The 17,535-nt window shown below is 70.3% G+C and carries 16 protein-coding genes and 1 pseudogene; 7 read left to right on the forward strand and 10 right to left on the reverse strand.

Annotated features, from left to right (window positions below):
• From ACZ4SA_RS25600 to ACZ4SA_RS25620, 5 genes are all read right to left on the reverse strand, one after another.
• On the reverse strand, positions 1–972 hold the full coding sequence (locus ACZ4SA_RS25600) for an acyl-CoA desaturase (RefSeq protein WP_468278736.1): 972 nt from the start codon (positions 970–972) through the stop codon (positions 1–3).
• On the reverse strand, positions 969–2,735 hold the full coding sequence (locus ACZ4SA_RS25605; RefSeq protein WP_468278739.1) for a fatty acyl-AMP ligase: 1,767 nt from the start codon (positions 2,733–2,735) through the stop codon (positions 969–971). Before ACZ4SA_RS25605 ends, ACZ4SA_RS25600 begins: the two co-directional genes overlap by 4 nt.
• 84 nt (positions 2,736–2,819) lie before the next feature.
• Positions 2,820–3,617, reverse strand: a complete 798-nt coding sequence (locus ACZ4SA_RS25610) for a thioesterase family protein (protein WP_468278741.1) — start codon at positions 3,615–3,617, stop codon at positions 2,820–2,822.
• Between the two features lie 196 nt (positions 3,618–3,813).
• A complete protein-coding gene (locus ACZ4SA_RS25615; protein WP_468278744.1) occupies positions 3,814–4,713 on the reverse strand; it encodes an alpha/beta fold hydrolase in 900 nt (299 codons plus the stop codon).
• 99 nt (positions 4,714–4,812) lie between these two features.
• Entirely contained in the window at positions 4,813–6,045 is a 1,233-nt protein-coding gene (locus tag ACZ4SA_RS25620; RefSeq protein WP_468278746.1) for a cytochrome P450, read from the reverse strand.
• A 317-nt stretch (positions 6,046–6,362) separates the two neighbouring features.
• Between ACZ4SA_RS25620 and ACZ4SA_RS25625 the strand changes: the two genes are divergently transcribed.
• Both ACZ4SA_RS25625 and ACZ4SA_RS25630 read left to right on the forward strand, forming a co-directional pair.
• Positions 6,363–7,796 carry a DHA2 family efflux MFS transporter permease subunit gene (locus tag ACZ4SA_RS25625; RefSeq protein WP_468278748.1) on the forward strand — a complete coding sequence of 478 codons (1,434 nt, stop codon included), beginning with the start codon at positions 6,363–6,365 and terminating at the stop codon, positions 7,794–7,796.
• 118 nt (positions 7,797–7,914) lie between these two features.
• Entirely contained in the window at positions 7,915–9,078 is a 1,164-nt protein-coding gene (locus ACZ4SA_RS25630) for a thiolase family protein (protein WP_468278750.1), read from the forward strand.
• A gap of 214 nt (positions 9,079–9,292) precedes the next feature.
• Here the strand turns inward: ACZ4SA_RS25630 and ACZ4SA_RS25635 are convergent, their stop codons facing one another.
• Positions 9,293–10,426 (reverse strand): glutathione-independent formaldehyde dehydrogenase, encoded by a 1,134-nt coding sequence (locus tag ACZ4SA_RS25635; protein WP_468278752.1) that lies wholly within the window; start codon positions 10,424–10,426, stop codon positions 9,293–9,295.
• A gap of 170 nt (positions 10,427–10,596) precedes the next feature.
• Here ACZ4SA_RS25635 and ACZ4SA_RS25640 point away from each other — a divergent pair, with 170 nt between their 5' ends.
• Positions 10,597–10,791: a hypothetical protein gene (locus ACZ4SA_RS25640; protein WP_468278754.1), complete on the forward strand. Its 195-nt coding sequence runs from the start codon at positions 10,597–10,599 to the stop codon at positions 10,789–10,791.
• Between the two features lie 187 nt (positions 10,792–10,978).
• Positions 10,979–11,446 carry a winged helix-turn-helix transcriptional regulator gene (locus ACZ4SA_RS25645; RefSeq protein WP_468278757.1) on the forward strand — a complete coding sequence of 156 codons (468 nt, stop codon included), beginning with the start codon at positions 10,979–10,981 and terminating at the stop codon, positions 11,444–11,446.
• A gap of 299 nt (positions 11,447–11,745) precedes the next feature.
• On the opposite strand, the gene ACZ4SA_RS25650 is transcribed toward ACZ4SA_RS25645, so the two are convergent.
• The 4 genes and pseudogenes from ACZ4SA_RS25650 to ACZ4SA_RS25665 all read right to left on the reverse strand — a co-directional run bounded on the left by ACZ4SA_RS25650 (position 11,746) and on the right by ACZ4SA_RS25665 (position 14,917).
• Entirely contained in the window at positions 11,746–12,402 is a 657-nt protein-coding gene (locus tag ACZ4SA_RS25650; protein ID WP_468278760.1) for a M15 family metallopeptidase, read from the reverse strand.
• A gap of 64 nt (positions 12,403–12,466) precedes the next feature.
• A pseudogene (locus ACZ4SA_RS25655) lies at positions 12,467–12,765 on the reverse strand (response regulator transcription factor); the annotation flags it as partial.
• An 84-nt stretch (positions 12,766–12,849) separates the two neighbouring features.
• Entirely contained in the window at positions 12,850–13,452 is a 603-nt protein-coding gene (locus ACZ4SA_RS25660; RefSeq protein WP_468278762.1) for a TetR/AcrR family transcriptional regulator, read from the reverse strand.
• Between the two features lie 4 nt (positions 13,453–13,456).
• Positions 13,457–14,917, reverse strand: a complete 1,461-nt coding sequence (locus ACZ4SA_RS25665; protein ID WP_468278764.1) for an amidase — start codon at positions 14,915–14,917, stop codon at positions 13,457–13,459.
• A 55-nt stretch (positions 14,918–14,972) separates the two neighbouring features.
• Here ACZ4SA_RS25665 and ACZ4SA_RS25670 point away from each other — a divergent pair, with 55 nt between their 5' ends.
• From ACZ4SA_RS25670 to ACZ4SA_RS25680, 3 genes are all read left to right on the forward strand, one after another.
• Positions 14,973–15,764, forward strand: coding sequence for an SDR family NAD(P)-dependent oxidoreductase (locus tag ACZ4SA_RS25670; RefSeq protein WP_468278767.1), 792 nt, complete (start codon positions 14,973–14,975; stop codon positions 15,762–15,764).
• Between the two features lie 297 nt (positions 15,765–16,061).
• A complete protein-coding gene (locus tag ACZ4SA_RS25675; protein WP_468278769.1) occupies positions 16,062–16,763 on the forward strand; it encodes a DUF2470 domain-containing protein in 702 nt (233 codons plus the stop codon).
• A 37-nt stretch (positions 16,764–16,800) separates the two neighbouring features.
• Positions 16,801–17,520 (forward strand): siderophore-interacting protein, encoded by a 720-nt coding sequence (locus tag ACZ4SA_RS25680; RefSeq protein ID WP_468278772.1) that lies wholly within the window; start codon positions 16,801–16,803, stop codon positions 17,518–17,520.
• Positions 17,521–17,535 lie beyond the last annotated feature (15 nt).

Below are 17,535 nucleotides of genomic sequence, written 5' to 3' on the forward strand. Positions count from 1 at the left end.
TCAGCTCCTCTTCTGGTCCGCAGGTGTGCGCCGCTCATCGCCGCGCATACGATCGGGATAGCGCGCGTCGGAGACCAGACCGAGTACTTCGAAGGCCCGGATGACGGCGCCCGTGGGGTCGATCTGCCACAGCCCGTGCCGGTTGTGTGCCAGAGCGGGACGCGCGTGGTGGTTGTTGTGCCAGGAGCCGCCCACGGACAGCGCGGCAAGTGGTGCGACGTTTCTGCTGTTGTCCCGCGTGCGATACGGGCGGTTTCCCAGCGTGTGACCGATCGAGTTCACTCCCCATGTCACATGGTCGAGGAGGAAGATCCGGGCCAGGCCGCCCCAGAGGAGGCCGCCGACGGCGCCGCGCAGAGTGCCGCCGCCGAGCACCCAGCCGAGCATCGCGGGCAGGGCGAGTCCGGCCAGCACCCAGACGAGGTAGTACTGGTTGAGCCGCATGACCAGTCGGTCCCGCACCAGGTCCGAGGCGCGCTTGCTCCAGTTCTGCCGGCGCACGGTGAACAGCCAGCCGACATGGCCGTGCCAGAACCCGCGCAGCCTGGCGGACAGCCCCGGCCCGAGCGCCCGGGGCGAGTGCGGATCGCCGTCCCGGTCGGTGAAGGCGTGGTGCTGGCGGTGGATCGCGACCCAGAAGATGACCGGCCCCTGGGCAGCCATGCTGCCTGCGATTCCCCAGAAGGCGGTCATGGCCGGCCCGGCGGAGAAGGAACGGTGAGAGAAGAACCGGTGGAAGCCACCCTCGACCCCGAGCGAGGTTATCAGGTACATGATCAACAGGAGCAGACCGTCGTACCAGGTGAAGCCGTACCGAAAGGAGAAGACGACAGCCGCCGCCATGCCAAGGGTGGGCACTCCCACGGTGATCCAGGCCAGCCTGCGCGCGGCCAGGTCCACACCGCCCGCCGTCGTCTCCGCCGCGTCCCCGCCGGGCAACGCCCGGCCGGCTCCTGTGCCGGCGGCGCTCATGCGACGACCACCTGGTCCGCCACGCGGGCCGCCGGGAACGTCTTGAGGCTTCCCGAAAGGCAGGCGTCCCGTGTCGCGCTGCGCCGGATCTTGCCGCTGGTGGTCATCAGGACCGTACCCGGCGGGCCGAAGTGGATGCCGGCCGGCCGGACGCCGTGCTCCCGCGTCACCGCCGCGGTCACCAGCTCCCTCAGCCGGCTCTCCTCGGCCGCGAACTCGCGGCCCGTGCCGCGGTACTCGGCGACGACCACGACCTCCTCCTCGTCACGTGCCGTGCTGCGCACGGAGAACGCGGCCGATCTGCGCAGCCCCTCGTGGGCCTGCAGGACCGACGCCTCGATGTCCTGAGGATGGAGGTTGCGGCCACTGATGACGATCAGATCCTTCAGCCGTCCCGTGACGAACAGTTCCCCGTCGAGCAGAAAGCCCAGATCTCCGGTACGCAGGTACTCGGGGCCGTCCGTACGTCCTTGCGGGCGGGCGCCGAACGTGCTCTCCGTCAGCTCCGGCCGGTTGAGGTAGCCGGTGGCCACGTTGGGTCCGGTGACCCACAGTTCCCCTGCGCCGCCGGGCGGCACCGGACGTCCGGACTCCGGGTCGACGACGATGACGTCGTGGCCTTCCGCGATCACACCGCAGCTGACCACACCCACCGCCTCGTCGGCGTCCTTGCCGCCGGTCCTGCGCACCACGCCACGCTCCAGCGCCTCCTTGCTCAGCCACTCCGTCCGGATCGCGGAGCTGCGCTCGGGCTTGCCGGACACGAACAGAGTGGCCTCCGCGAGTCCGTAACAGGGGATGACCGAGGCGACATCGAAGCCGCACGCGGGTCCGAAGCGCCCCCGGAACCGCTCGAGGGTCGCGCCGGACACCGGTTCGCTTCCGCAGAAGACCTGGCGCAGGGTGCTGAGGTCGAGTGTGGCCAGCTCCTCGTCGCCGACGGCCGTGGCACACAGGTCGAAGGCGAAGTTCGGACCGACGGTGATGGTGACCCGGTGGTCGCTGATCGCCTTGAGCCAGCGGTACGGGTCCTGGACGAAGTGAACCGGGGACATCATGACGAGCGGCCATCCCCCGTACACCGCCAGCATGATGGTGCCCATCAGCCCCATGTCGTGGTACGGGGGCAGCCAGGAACAGCCGATCCGGTCCTCCTCGAAGCCCATGTGACTGTCGAGGACCCGGCAGTTGCTCACCAGGTTGTCATGGGTGAGGACGATCCCCTTGGGGTCTCCGGTGGACCCCGAGCTGTACTGCAGCAGGGCCGGATCGACGGCCCGCAACGGCACACCGACCTGGGTCCGGCTCACGTAGAAGTCCTCATCGGGGAAGATCCACTGCGGCCTCTCCGGAAAGCCGGACAACTGCTCGTGGAACTGGTCCACCTGGCCGGAGAACCGCGCATGGGTCAGCACGGCTCGGGGGGCACAGTCCTCCACGATGGACAAGAAGCGCGCCATGGCGCGTCGCCCGAAGGGCGGGAAGGAGGGTACGGCGGTGCATCCGGCCCGGAGGATACCGAACAGCCCCGCCACGTAGTCGAGTCCGGGGTCGAGGGCCAGCACCACTCGCCCGCTGTCGAGGCCGCTGTCGTGCAGCCTGACGGCGACCGCCTCTGCGCGGTCGGCGAGTTCGCGATAGGTCCAGTCGACGAGGTGCTCGCTCGTTCCGTCGGGGAGGAATCGGAAGGCGAGCCGATCGGGCGTTTCCCGGGCCCGCTGGTCGAGGATGTGCACCAGCGATACCCCGGAGGAGGGATCCACAGAGGAGGGATCCGATAAGGAGAGATCCAACGGTTCCACAGCCAACGGCCTTTCAGGGTTCGTTCAGGAATCGTGTGCGTCGCCTCAGCCTGCGCGGACCACCCGGAGCTGATGGGCGGTGCCCAGGTGTGTTCCGTCCGGGCCCCAGGTCTCTATCTGCTCGTCGATCCAGCCACCGGCTGAGGCGGCGAGCGTCCTGGCCCGCAGGAGGATCCACGGGGAGGAGGCGGTTGCCAGCCCCGCAGCGGGCCTCACCGTCAGCTCGACGGTGGGCACCAGGACGAGCTGGGAGAGGACGGCCGTGTAGGAGGGAGCGAGCGCGTCCATGAGGAAGACGGAGCGGAGTACGTCCGGCGGATCGTCGTCCTCGAGGAGCCGTACCCACGCGATGAGTTCGGGCTCCGATCCGCCGGCGTACGGGCGCGCCGGACCCACCGGCCGGATTTCCATGCTGGTGGAGATGGGCACGAACTCCGGAGGTATGGCGAACACTTCGCAGTCCTGCGGCGGCGGGGCGACAGGCGCGCTCGGCGCCACAGGCTGCCAGGCGGCCTCACCCGGCACTCCGTAGACCGCCGATGCCTCGATGTGCGGGCCCTTGGTACTCCTTGCCGTGGCCGACACGGCGGCGGTGGTTCTTCCTGAGCGTATGAGGGAACTTGCGACGGTGAATCCGGACTCGATCGGCCGGTCGAAGCGGCCGGTGATGCTCTGCAACTCGAGACCGGGCACATGCGACTGCGTCGCGGAGGCGAGCAGGGCGAGAGCGAGTCCGCCGTGAAAACCACCGAATCCCTGCAGATGGCTTTCAGCCTCGATCCACCCGCCGGCCGGCTTTTTCAGTAATGCTCCCGGTTCGCTTGCATCGTGGGTACTCAGCATGTACCCAACAGTAGCCTGTCCCGAGCTCATTCGGCGGGCATATCCACCTGTGACAGGCACCACAATGGTGGCATCGTGGGCCGGTCAAGCACTGAATGAAACATTCCGGCGAACGGCGTCACCATGTCCCGGGTTCACGCGCTTCCAGGACCATGCCGACGCCGATCGGCCGCGACCGGCGGGGATCGCGCCCCGGTCAGCCGAAGAATTCGATGAGCTCCGAAACGACGGCCTCGGGCTGCTCCTCCACGAGATAGTTGCGGGTGTCCTTGACCTCGGCCACCCGCACGTCGGTCCCCTGAGTGGGCAGCACCTTCTGCATGTACTCGAAGAAGCCGCCGTACGCGAGCCCCAGCATGGGCACGGTCACCCTGCCGTATCCGCGGAAGTCGTCGATGTCCTGCTGATACGCCTGGAACCAGGCCTGACTCGCACGGATGGCCTCCGGCGAGTCGTACGCGTGGGCGTAGACGTCACGGTCGCGGGAACTGATGGCGTCCGGGTTCACCAGACTGAGGCCGAACATGTAGTCGACGAGGTGCCGGTACCGGCCGGCCAGCACCTTTTCCGGGAAATCGGGCACCAGGTTGAAGGCGAGCCACCAGCGGTGCGGTCCCGGATCGGTAGGCCGAGGCATGATACGGAATTCGTGGTAGTTCTCGTCGATGTGAGTTGTATTCAGCATCGCCAGCTTCGCGGTGGCCGACGGATGGTTGACGGCGTGACTGAATGCAACCATGGAGCCGATTCCATGACCGGCGATATTAATGCGGTCGTAACCGAGATGACGGGCCAGGGCGTGAATATCGCGAGCCATCGACTTCTTGTCGTAACCGGCGGCCGGCTTGCTGGACCCGCCCATTCCTCGTATGTCGACGGCGATCACACGGAAACGCTCGGCCAGCGCCGGCATGACCTTTCGGTATTCCCACCAGGTCTCCGGCCAGCCGGGCAGCAGAACCAAGGGCTCTCCCCGCCCACCGGCCACGTAGTGCAGCCGGACCCCGTTGACATCAGCGTGTGCACTCGTGAAGTCCCCGTCCAGGGACGCCGCAAGCTCCAGGTCACCGGACGGTGTGTTCGTCGGCACGTACATTCCTCTCGTTTCGGCGGACGGCTCCGCCGCGGCCCTGCCGCCGCGGCGTACGCCGCGGCGCGTGCCCCGCAGCGGACCGGCCGTGGGAACAGGTTCGGGTCAGCCGGTCATGACGAGCAGTCGGTCGTGTCCCCGCTGCACGATCTGGTCGCGGAACGTGGGCGGGCCGACCAGGGCCATACCGGGGAGCCGGTGCAGCAGCCTTGGCACCGCGGTCTCCGCGGACATCCGGGCCAGCGCCGCCCCGAGACAGTAATGGGCACCGCCGCTGAACGTCAGCGGCTGATTGTCCGGCCGTGACGGGTCGAAGACGCCGGGGTCGGTGAAGCGTCGCGGGTCGCGGTTGCCCGCGGCGATGAGCAGGGTCAGCGGGACTCCGGCGGCGACCTTCACCCCGAAGAAGTCCAGGTCTCGCGCGGCGACCCGGTTGAGCGCCTGCACCGCCGGGTCGAAGCGGAGCGTCTCGTCGACGAATCCGGCGGCCGACTGCGGGTCCTCGCACAGCCGGGCCCGCTCCGCGGGGTGCTCCAGGGCGAGCCGCACCATGTTGCTGAGCAGGTCCTGCGGCGCCTCGGCGGCGGCGACGAGCAGCAGCATCAGGTTGGCGACCAGCTCCTGCTCCGTCAGCTCGCCACCGGCATCGCGGGCCTCGACGAAGGCGCTGGTCAAGTCGGGGCCGGGGGCCGCGCGGCGCCGGGCCACCAGGTCGTGGAAATATTCCGCCAGACGGTCCATGGCGCCGTCACCCGGGACCAGCTGTGCCAGGTCGCCGATGGGCTCCAGGGCCAGCGTGATGTCGCCGACGACGGCGCGCAGCCCCGCATGGTCCTCGTCGGGGATGCCGAGCAGTTCACCGATGACGCCCGTGGCCATGCGGAACGTGAACTCGGGGACCAGGTCCACCGTTTCGCCACCGGCGCCGAGCGCAGCGACGTTGCTCACTGCGTCCTCGGCCCGGCGCTCCACCATGGGCTGCCACGCCGCCACGCTTCGGGCGGAGAAGGCGCTGCTGAAGAAGCGCCGGTAGCGCTCGTGGTCCGGGTCGTTGGAGAACAGCATGTTCTTCGTCAGCCAGTACCACGAGGAGTGCTCGCGCCAGCCGGGCAACTTCAGGTCCTGGACGGCCGCGTCGGTCGACAGCAGATGCGGGTCCCGCAGGGCCCGGGCGCACTCGGCGTGGCCGGTGACGAAGACGTGGACTCCGCTCACGTCGACCACCGGTCCATGGGCGCGCATCTCCTCGTACAAGGGGTACGGGTTCTGCTTGCCCGCGGGCGCCAGGAGACGGCCCATCACATCGAGCGGATCGGCCAGGGTTTCGGTAGGACTCACTCTCACTCCGGATGTTCGGTTCGAACCGTTGGGTCCGTGCGAGTGGCACAAGACGCGGGCCAGGGCGCCCTTCTGGAGATCGGCAGGAGGTCCGTGGCACAGCGACCCACGACCGCCCCCCGAGTGGGTCGGATAATCCAACCTTCATGGCGGAGCGACCTTAACAACGCCGATTCGCGCCTGACAACCCCCCTTTTCCCAGGTGCAGTTGAGCGTTCCGTCACAGGCACCCCCATGGCGGTTGCGGCGCTCGATCGACCGTTGCTACGTTCGCCAACCAGGTCAGTTGGAATTCCGAACCCAATGACGGGAAGAACATGAGCCTCCCCGACGAACAGACCACCGCCGCCCCCAGCCCTACGGGACCACGACCACGGCTCGGCCCGGTCTTCGCCGTCGTCGCGGCCGGTGTGGCCATGGCCAACCTCGACGTGTTCATCGTCAACGTGGCCCTTCCCGACATCGGCCACGAGTTCTCCGGCTCTTCACTCGCGTCGCTGTCCTGGGTGCTCAACGCGTACGCCGTGGTCTTCGCCGCGCTGCTGGTGCCGGCGGGCAACTTCGCCGACCGCACCAGCCCCCGGGTCGCCTATCTCGCGGGCATCGTGCTGTTCACCGTGGCCTCCGCGCTGTGTGCACTGGCGCCCGGCGTCTGGTTCCTGGTGGCCGCCCGCGTGGTGCAGGCGATCGGCGCGGCCATGCTCATCCCCTCGTCGCTCGGCCTGCTCCTGGCCACCGCTCCGCCCGAGCGCCGGGTCTCCTCCGTCCGCGCCTGGACGGCCATCAGCGGCGTGGCCAGCGCCCTCGGCCCGGTCGCCGGCGGCCTGCTCACCGAGCTGAACTGGCGCTGGGTGTTCCTGGTGAACGTGCCGATCGGCCTCGCCGCTCTGATCGTCGGCGTGCGTGTGCTGCCGCGGGTGCCGGCCCGGGATCTGCCACGGCCCGACCTTCTGGGTGCGGGAGTGCTGACCATCGCCATCGCGGCCCTCGCCCTCGGCCTGGTCCAGGGCGAGGAATGGGGCTGGACCTCTGCGTCGTTCCTCGGGTCGCTGGCCGTCGCGGTCGTCCTGCTGGTGTGGTTCGTTGCGCGCTCCGCACGGCACAGGTCACCGGTGCTTCCGCTCCCCCTCCTGAGGATTCCGGCGTTCAGCCCGGCTTCGCTCGCCAACGTCCTGTTCGCGGTGGCCTTCGCGGCCATGCTGCTGTCGGCCGTGCTGTGGTGCCAGGACGTCTGGCACTGGTCGGCGCTCAGGACGGGACTGGCGATCTTCCCGGGCACCCTGCTGCCGCCCGTACTGGCCGTCAGCATCGGCCCCCTCGCCCGCAAGATCGGCGCCGGCCCGATCGCGGTGGCCGGCTGCGCGGTGTTCGCGGCGGGAATCGCCTGGTGGTACGTGCAGCTGGAGCCCGGCGCGGACTATGTGACCGGCATGCTGCCGGGCATGCTGCTCACCGGTGTCGGTGTCGGCCTGACTCTGCCGACCCTGATCACCGCTGCCGTCACGGCGCTGCCGCCGCAGAGCTTCTCGACCGGCTCGGGCGTGGTCACGATGGCACGCCAGGTCGGCACGGTGCTCGGCATCGCGCTGCTCGTGGCCGCCATGGGCACGCCGCGCGACACCGCCGAGGCGCTGGACGCCTTCGACAACGGCTGGCTGATGACGCTGCTGGCAACCGGCGCCGCCGGGGTGGCCGGCCTCTTCCTCGGTCTGGCCGGCCGGGCACCGCGGACCGGCCCGGGTCAGTCGTGACACCCGGCGCAGGCGGCACCGCGAAGCTCCTTGTGCGCCGTTCCCTCCCCACGGGCCCGCCGGGTGCGGTCCCCACTCACCACGTTCCATGTTCCATGTTTTGCCACAGGAGGTTTTCATGCGGGATGCAGTGATCGTCGAGGCCGTTCGCACGCCGATCGGCAAGGGCAAGCCGGGAGGTGCGCTGCACGGCGAGCACCCCGTGGACCTGCTCGCCAGGACGCTCGGCGTCCTGGTGGAGCGGACCGGCGTGGACCCGTCCCTGATCGACGACGTCGTCGGCGGATGCGTCAGCCAGGTCGGGGACCAGTCGTTGAACACCGTCCGCAACGCGGTGCTGGCCGCAGGGTTCCCCGAGAGCGTGCCGGCCATGACGGTGGACCGGCAGTGCGGCTCGTCCCAGCAGGCCGCCCACATCGCGGCCCAGGGTGTGATGAGCGGCGCCTACGACGTGGTGGTGGCCTGCGGGGTCGAGTCGATGTCCCGGGTGCCGATGGGGTCCAGCGTGCTGCCCGGCAGCGATCCGTTCGGTCCGAAGCTGGGTGAGCGCTACCCGGAGGGGCTGGTCGGCCAGGGCATCAGCGCCGAACTGATCGCGGCTCGCTGGAAGATCAGCCGCAAGGAGCAGGACGCCTTCGCGCTGCTTTCCCACCAGCGCGCCGCGGCCGCCTGGCAGCGGGGCGAGTTCGAGCGGGAAGTCGCCTGGAGCGGCATGCGGGACGAGACCGTACGGCCGACGACCACCGCCGAGGCGCTGGCCGGCCTCAAGTCCGCCTACTACGACCCGCGCATGGAGGAGCGGTTCCCCGAGATCGGCTGGAGCGTCTCCGCGGGGAACAGTTCGCCCCTCAACGACGGCGCGGCAGCCTTGCTGATCATGGGCTCGGACGTGGCAGAGCGGCTCGGACTGCGGCCCCGAGCCCGCTTCCGGGCCTTCGCCGTGGCCGGGGACGACCCCCTGATGATGCTCACGGCCATCATGCCGGCCACCGAGAAGGTACTGGCCAAGGCAGGGCTCGCCGTGGACGACATCGACCTGTTCGAGGTCAACGAGGCCTTCGCCTCCGTGGTTCTGGCCTGGCAGCGGGAGACCGGCGTCGACACCGACAGGCTCAACGTGCGCGGCGGCTCCATCGCCATCGGCCATCCGCTGGGCGGGAGCGGCGCCCGGATCATGACCACGCTGCTGCACAATCTGGAGGACCGGGGCGCCAGGTACGGCCTGCAGACCATGTGCGAGGCCGGCGGGCTGGCCAACGCCACCGTCATCGAGCGCCTCTGAGACGCGCCCGTGCGCCGGGAGCAGGCGGGCGGGAGGCGTACCGCGCCGCCGTCCGCCTGCTCCCGATGGGGTGTGACCCATGCCCGACAACAGCGGCCCTCACGCCGTCGACGGAAGGTGCGCCGGGCCTCGTAGAGCAGACGGAACACCTTCCCGTCGGCGGACTGCGGCGGGGGCGGTTCCGTTTCCGGAGCCGGGCCCGCCTGCGAGGGATCTACGGGTGCAGCACGACCTTCGTGTAACCCTCGATCCGCTTGTCGAACTTGTCGTACGCGGACGGAGCCTGCCCCAAGGGCAGTTCATGCGAGACGACGAAGCTCGGCTTCGCCCGGCCCTCGATGATCATGTCGCGCAGGTACCGGTTGTAGCGCTTCACGTTGCACTGTCCCGTACCCATCCGCAGGCCCTTCTCGAAGAGCTTGCCGATCGCGACGAGGAGCATGCCGTGCTTGGCCTGCTCGTCGGGGCCCCCGGGATCGGAGGGGACGTAGAGGCCGGGCACGCCGAGTGCTCCGGTGGGCCGCACCGTGCCGACGAGCGAGTTCAGAACCGTCGCCGGTTCCTCGCGCCCGGTGCCGTGCGCCATCGCCTGGTAGCCGACAGCGTCGACTCCCTTGTCCGTGCCGACGCCGTCGGTCTGCTCCTTGATCTGCTCCACGGGATCGCCCTCGGCGAAGTTGACGGGAACAGCGCCGATCTCCCGTGCCTTCTCCAGCCGCTCGGGAACCCGGTCCACGACGAACACCTTCTTCGCGCCGCGGAGCAGGGCCGAGTAGGCGGCCATGAGCCCGACCGGCCCGCCCCCGTACACGGCGACACTCTCGCCCGGACGGACCTGCGCGAGTTCACAGCCGTGGTACCCGGTGGGGAAGATGTCGGCGAGCAGGATGAAATCGGATTCGTGTTCCTTTCCTGCCGGTAGCTTCAAGCAGTTGAAGTCGGCATAGGGAACACGCAGGTATTCCGCCTGCCCGCCCGGCCAGGGCCCCATGGCGACGTAGCCATAAGCACCGCCCGCAAAGCCGGGATTGACGGTCTGACAGAATCCGGTGTATCCCTCGACGCAATTGACACAGAACCCGCAGGCGACGTTGAAGGGCATGACCACGCGGTCGCCCTCCTTGAGCGAGGTGACGCCCTGGCCGACTTCCTCGACGACTCCCATGTTCTCGTGGCCGAAGACTATGCCGGGCTCGGCCGCGGTACGCCCTTCGTACATGTGCAGGTCGGAGCCGCAGATCGCTGTCGACGTGACCCGTACGACCACGTCGTTGGGGTGCTGGATCCTTGGCTTCTCGACGTCTTCGACCGCCACGGTGAACGGTCCCTTGTACACGACGGCCTTCATGGCTGCCACCTCCGCTCGGCGATGCCCGCTGAGATTTCCGCCCCCGCCCCGCTTCACGCGTGACCCACCTCTCATGATTCTCCGGCCTACGCCGACAAACAAGCCGGTAACCTCGGCAGGAATATCCACCCGGATATAGCGCCGCCGAACGGAAGGGGAGGGCGAAATAAATGGCAGCACAAAGGCTCGGGACCCTGCTCGTCCCTGTACCCGGACTGTCCGGTACGACGTACCCGCCCGGCACAACGGTGACTGTGCGCGGTCATGGCGCTACTGTCGACGCTTTCGTCGACGGTGACTGGCTGCCGCTGTCGTGGTGGGAGTTCTCCGACGGCCTCCGCGAGGACATCGCCGCCGACCGCTGACGGCGGCCGCCGGGCACGGGCCGCTGCTCCACTGGTGTCGGGGCACCCCGGCGCAGGACGACGGCGGAGGCCTTGCGCCTCGGCGCCGCGGAGGCGCCCGCAAGCCTCTCACCGGGAAACGGTCCGCCGGCGGGACGGATTGGTCCTTCAGGTTCGAAAAGCAGATTCACTGACCTAAAGTGGGCCCATGTCGAAGTCAACAGCCCCTCGGGAGTGCTCCATCGCGGACGCCCTTGAGCTGGTGGGTGAACGCTGGTCCCTGCTCGCCGTGCGCGAAATTCTGCATGGCGTGCACCGTTTCGACCAGATCATCCGCAACACCGGGACATCCCGCGACATCCTGACCACGCGGCTGCGCAAACTGGAGTCCTTCGGCATCGTACGGCGCAAGCAGTACTGCGAGCGCCCGCCCAGATACGAGTACCACCTCACCCCGGCAGGCCGGGAGTTGGGGGACGTGCTGGTGACACTCATGCGGTGGGGCGACCGGCATCTGAATCCCGACGACCCGCCCGTCCGCTGGCGGCACACATGCGGCGAGGTCCTCGAGCCGGTGGTGGTCTGCCGCCACTGCGGCGACGCCGTCGGCAACAACGTCCACTCCCCCACCGGTCGTGGGGTGCTGGCCGCCGACGAGGCAGGGCTGCGGAAGTAGCTTCGGGCCCGCGTCAACAGCCTCGGACCCGAGGCACGTCCACGGCTTCCACGAAGTCGCCGGCTCTTCGCACTCGGCACGCCACCGGCACACGTCCACGAAACGCGCGGGCGGAGTGCCGGCCGGCTCCGGGCAAGGCCACAGGGGAACGCGGGCCCGCCGGCCGCTTCTCCCACGGGCGCCGGCTCAGCGCCGGGCCGCCTCCGGCCTGCCTTCGAGCTGTCGGCGGTCGGACGCCACTGCGCAGGGTCTGCGGGACGGACCGTCGTCCGCCCCCACGTCCCCCCGTACGTCCGCTGCTAGGTGCCGTCGGCCGAGAAGTGCTGGTAGTCGGGCGGGGACCAGTGGCCGCCCCATTGCCAACCGGCCTCTCTCATCGCGGTGGTGACGGCGTCGCCGGGCCTGAGCATGCCTTTGGCGTGCCGGTCGCGGTCCAGGTACTGCTCGCCGGCCGGGGGGTGGATGTCGCCCGCGCGGTCCACGTACGGGTTCTCCACGGGGTTGATGTCGATGGCGTCGCCGTAGGAGTGCCGTGACAGGTGGCTCGAATCGCCGGTTACTCGGCGGCAGTTGAAGGCGGAGGTGTTGTCGTCCGCCATGGCCTTGGTGTCACTGCCGCCGTACTCGGCCATGCTGCGCATGCGGTGGACCGGGAAGTGTTCCTCGAAGACCTTTTCGAAGATGCGCAGCACGGGCCGGACCACGTCCTGATGCACGATCAGCTCTCCTCGGTGGATGCGGCCGTCGAAGCCCCAGTGGTTCATCTCGATGAGCCGCAGGCGGGACGGCGGCACCGGACAGCCGGGCTCATGGCTCGCGCCGAGCCGGGCCGCGGACACCTCACTGACGGTGGCCGACAGCCGCGGGACAGCGGTCTCGGAGGCCTGCGCGGGCAGCAGGCCCAGCGGCAGCCCCGCGGCAAGCACGAACAGGAAGCACCGGCGAGTGATATGCACCCTTTCAGGGTAATTTTGTGGTGTCGGGCGCGCATCAAGGGCCGACGCTTCGCGGACCTGCGTCTCAGGGACCGGCACACCCGGGCGGCCGGGGCTGCCCACGCCGACCGGACGGCTCACGCGGCTCGACCAGGCCCGATTCGCAGGCGAAGACGACCAGTTGGGCCCGCCCCTGGCGCCGGGCTTCGTCATCGCGCGGCTGATGTGCGTCTTGGCGGTGAACGGGCTGATCACCATGCGGGCGGCGATCTCCTCGTTCTTCAGCCCAGCGCCGTCGGCGCCGTGAGCTCGCGTTCACGGCGGGTGAACACCTCCATACCGGACGCGCTCCACCCGGCCCGGTGGGCGGACGACGAGCCCTCCGTCCCGGGTGTCGATCAGGGCCCGGTAGCCGCGTGTGGGCGGTCTGCCCGGCGGGCAGACCGAGCGCCTCCGCACCGACCGCGGTCACTGCCCGGCGGGCAGACCGAGCACCTCGGGACCCACCGCGCCGCGCGCGAGCAGCAGCAGCGCGTCCACCAGGTCCTCCGCGGGCCCGCCGGTGGCGAGCCGGCGCAGCTGAAGACCCATCACCAGGGCGACCGTCGTCGCGGCGAGCCGCTCCGCGCCGGGGACGCCGAGGCCGGTGAGGATCTCCGTGGCGAGCCGGTCGTAGGCCGCGAACGCCTCGGAGGCGGCCTCGCGCAGGCGCTCGTCGCGTCCGGCCTCGACGTACAGCTCGAACGTCGCGATGTGGCCGTTGTCGAAGCCGATTCCGCCCGCGACCTGGCCGGCGAGGGCCGCGGCGCCCGCGATGTCGATGCCCTCGCTCCGGCATCCGTCGGCCAGCTCGGTGAAGCGGCGGGTCTCGTCGCGCACGAAGTGCAGCAGGCTCTCGCGCAGCAGCTCGTGCTGCGTCTCGAAGTGGTACGTGACCGAGCCGAGCGAGACTCCCGCCTCCTTGGCTATGCGCCGGTTTGTCACGGCCGCCACGCCGTCCCTGCCGATGATGAGCAGGACGGCTTCTATGATGCGCTGCCTGGTGGGCGCTGAACGGGCGGCGGTGGACATGCCGTCATTGTCCCATCGGAGCGCTTTCGCTGGTCGCGGGGGTGGGCGGACGCTTCTCGTACCACCGCAGCTCCGCCTCGAGCTGGGCGGCGAGGGAGATGAGCCGTTCCTCGCCGCCTTCCGGCCCGAGCAGCTGGGCTCCGACGGGAAGGCCGTCGTGGGTGAAACCGGCCGGCACGTTCACGCCGGGCCAGCCGAGGACGTTCCAGGGCCATGCGTACGGGCAGGCGGCGGCAATACCGACGTCCGTGCGCTGCGCGGACAGTCCGTCGAAGGCGCCGATGCGCGGGGGCGGGGAAGCCGTGCTGGGGGTGAGCAGGACGTCGTAGCGGTCGAAGAACCCGCCGATCCTGCGGTGTTGCGCCGCCTCACGGGCGCGGGCCGCGCGCACGACCCGTCCGCCGAGCCGGTGGCCGGAACGGGTGGAGGACCGGGTGCGGGCGTCCAGCAGCGAAGGGTCGGGGTGCCGGTCGGCGTACTCGGCGATGCCGGTGGCGGCGCGCGGCAGGAAACTCAGGCCGATGAGCCCGTAGCGGGGGCGGGCCTCTTCGACCTGGTGGCCGAGACGGGCGAGGGTCTCCGCGAGGTCGGTGACCGCCCGCCGGACCTCCGGGTGCGGGCGGGCGCCGGTGAGGGTGAGAGGCGGGCGCAGGGCGAGCGCGACGCGCAGCCGGCCGGGTTCGCGGCGGGCGGCTGCCGAGGCGTCGATTGCGTCGGGGTGGTACGGCTCGTCGGGGTGCGCGCCGGACGCCGCGTCGAGCAGCAGGGCGGCGTCGGCGACCGTCCGGGCGAGGGGTCCGTTGACGGTGAGGCCCTGGAAGCAGTCGGTGTACGGGTGGACGGAGACGCGGCCGCGCTGGGGCTTGATGCCGACGAGGTGGGTCCAGGCGGCAGGGATGCGGATGGAGCCGGCGCCGTCGGACCCGAGGGCCGCGGGCACAAGACCCGCGGCGACGGCGGCGGCGGACCCGCCGGACGAGCCGCCGGGGGTGTGGCCGGTGGACCAGGGGTTGCGGGTGGCGCCGAAGGCGGGGCCCTCGGTGAAGGGCCACTGGCCCAGTTCACAGGAGTTGGTCTTGCCGACGACGACGGCGCCGGCGGCCCGCAGCCTGCGGACGGCCTCGCCGTCGGCCGTGGCCTCCGGGATCTCACCCGGGCAGCCGAAGTAGGTGGGCACGCCGGCGACATCGGTGTCGTCCTTGACGGCGATCGGTACGCCGAGCAGCGGCAGCCTCCCCCAAGGACTTCGTCCAGGGGGGACCCCCGCGCCCGCCAGGAGCCGCCGGTCGGCGTCCCGCGCCTCTTCGAGGGCCTGCGCGAAGCGGATGGTACGGAAGGCGTTGATGGTGCCCTGCGTCGCCTCGATACGGGCGAGTGCGCCCACGACGAGCGCCTCCGACGTCGTCTCGCCGGCCGCCAAGGCCCTGATGTGTTCCGCCAGTCCGCCGAATTCGTCTGTGGACACGCTGTGACCGCCTCCCTATTGTTCGTTCGAACGAACAGAACTGGAGGGTAACCAGATGCGGATCACCGGAGCAACCGTTCTGCTCACCGGGGTGACAGGCGGTATAGGCGGCGCGCTCGCCGCCGAACTCGCCGCCCGTGGAGCGAAGTTGATTCTCAGCGGCCGGCGCGCCGAGGCCCTCGAACCGCTCGCGGAACGCCTCGGCGCCCGCGCGGTCGTCGCCGATCTGGCCGAAGCGGCGGATGTGGAACGGCTCGCCGAGGAGGCATCCGGTCCGGACATTCTGATCGCCAACGCCGCCCTGCCCTCCAGCGGCGATCTGCTCGACTACACGCCCGGACAGATCGACCGCGCCTTCGCCGTCAACCTGCGCGCCCCCGTCATGCTCGCCCGCCTGCTCGCACCCTCCATGGTCGAGGCCGGCAGCGGCCATCTCGCCTTCGTCGGTTCCATCTCGGGCAAGGCCGCGACGAAATCGGCGTCCCTCTACAGCGGGACGAAGTTCGGTCTGCGCGGCTTCGCGCTCGGGCTGCGCCAGGACCTGCACGGCACGGGCGTCGGCGTGTCGATCGTCCAGCCCGGATTCGTGAGGGACGTCGGCATGTTCGCCGCGACGGGCGCGAAGCCCCCGGCGGGCATGCGGACCGTGTCGCCGCGGCAGGTCGTCGCCGGGGTGGTACGGGCCGTGGAGCGCGACGTCGCCGAAATCAACGTCGCGCCGTTCGAGTTGCGGCTGCTGGGCGCGATCGCAGGCCAGTTCCCGGGCTTCGCCGAGCGCGTCCAGCGCGGCGGCGCGGGCGATCGCACCCTGCGCCAGGTGGTGGCCGCCCAGCGCGCCCGCCGCTGAGCCGCCCTCACGTCGCGTCCGGCTCCCCCGGTACCGAGCCGCCCTCACGTCGCGTCCGGCTCCCCCCGCCGCTGAGCCGCCCTCCCGGGCGCGCCCGGGTCCGCCGCCCGGGTACGCGGGGTGCGCGACGCACATCGTGGCGGCACGCCCCGCGCGCTCACACCTGGCAACAGCGTTCACACCCGCATGGACACACCCATCAAGTAAGGTTAGCCTTACCTCGCTCAAAGGGGGGTTGGGCTCATGCCGGAGAACCCACCACCCCGGCCCGCCCAACCCGTACCGCATGGAGTCCCGTTGAGCCCCGTAGCCGAGACGTCGCCGACCGAGCCGACCGAGCCGACCGCGGCGGAACAGGTCCGCACCGTCCTTGCCCGCGCCGTCTCCCTCTCCCTCACCACACAGGGCCAGGCGTACGACCTGATCGGCATGCACTCCGTGAGCCGGAGGGGGCGGATCACGCTGCATCCGCAGGCCGACAGCCCCCTCGCCGCCCAGGTAGCGCACGCGCCGCGCGGCAGCCTCGCCGCCCTGCTGGAGTTCACGGACATCACGCCGACCGCGACGCGCGCCCGCGTGCGGGCCCGGGTCACGGTCTCGGGGTGGCTGACGCCGGACAGGCGCGGGGACGCCGCGGCCCTGCGCCTCGACACCGCGCGCGTCACGTTGAGCACGCCGGCCGAAACGGTCGACGTGGGGCTCGACGAGATGACCCTGGCCTCCCCCGATCCACTCGCGATCGAGGAGGCGGCGATGCTCACTCATCTCGCCGACGCACACGAGGACATGCTGGCCGGGCTGGTGGCGCTCGCCGGGTCCCGGGTTCCACAGGGCTTCACCCGAGCCGTGCCGCTGGCCCTGGACCGTCGAGGCATCACACTGCGCTGCGAATACCCCATTGGTCACTGCGACCTGCGCCTGCTGTTCCCGGCACCGGCCCGGAACGCCGCGGAAGCGGGCGAGCGAATCAGCCAACTCCTCGTGCCTCACCTCGGATAAGGCGCAACCCGTCATCACGAACCTGTAGGGAGACAACGTGGGACACGGCTGGCAGGGCACCGTCCTCAAGCTCATGCGCGGCAAGGACTTCACCTTCACCGTCCGGTCGAACGAGCGGATTTCGGAGCGGCTCCACCGCCTGTCCTTCACGGACGGCGGAATGCTCCGCACCACGGGAGTCCATCCGACCATGTGGGTGCGCCTGTGGTTCGACAACGGCGACCGCCCTCACCAGCGCGCCTACACCCTCGTCGCCCCCGACCCCGCCGCGGGCACGTTCAGCATGGACTTCGTCCTCCACCCCGGCCGCGCGAGCGACTGGGCCCGCTCGGCACGCCCCGGCGACACCATCGAGGCGACGGTTCAGGGCTCGGAGTTCAGCGTGCCCGGCCCTCTGCCGTCGCGGCTCCTCGTCGTCGGCGATCCGGCGTCCCGCCCGGCCATCGACTCACTGCTCGACGCGATGCCACTGACCCCGGCCACGATCTGGTACGAGACCTCCCACCCCCGCGACAGCGACCACGCCCCGACCTGCGGCACCGCGACCCGCGAGGTCATCCAGCTGCCGCGCCAGGACGAGGGCGCGCACCTGGTCGAGACGGTCCGCGCAGCCCTCGCGGAGCGCATGGACGACTCGTCCTACCTCTGGATCGCCTGCGACACCACCACCACCCGCGCCCTCACCTCCTTCGCCCGCAAGCAGCTCGGCGTACCGAAGGAGCGGCTGCACGCCCTCGGCTACTGGAAGGTCGGCTGACCGAACCCCACGCCC

The organism is Streptomyces sp. NPDC027962, from assembly GCF_055566095.1.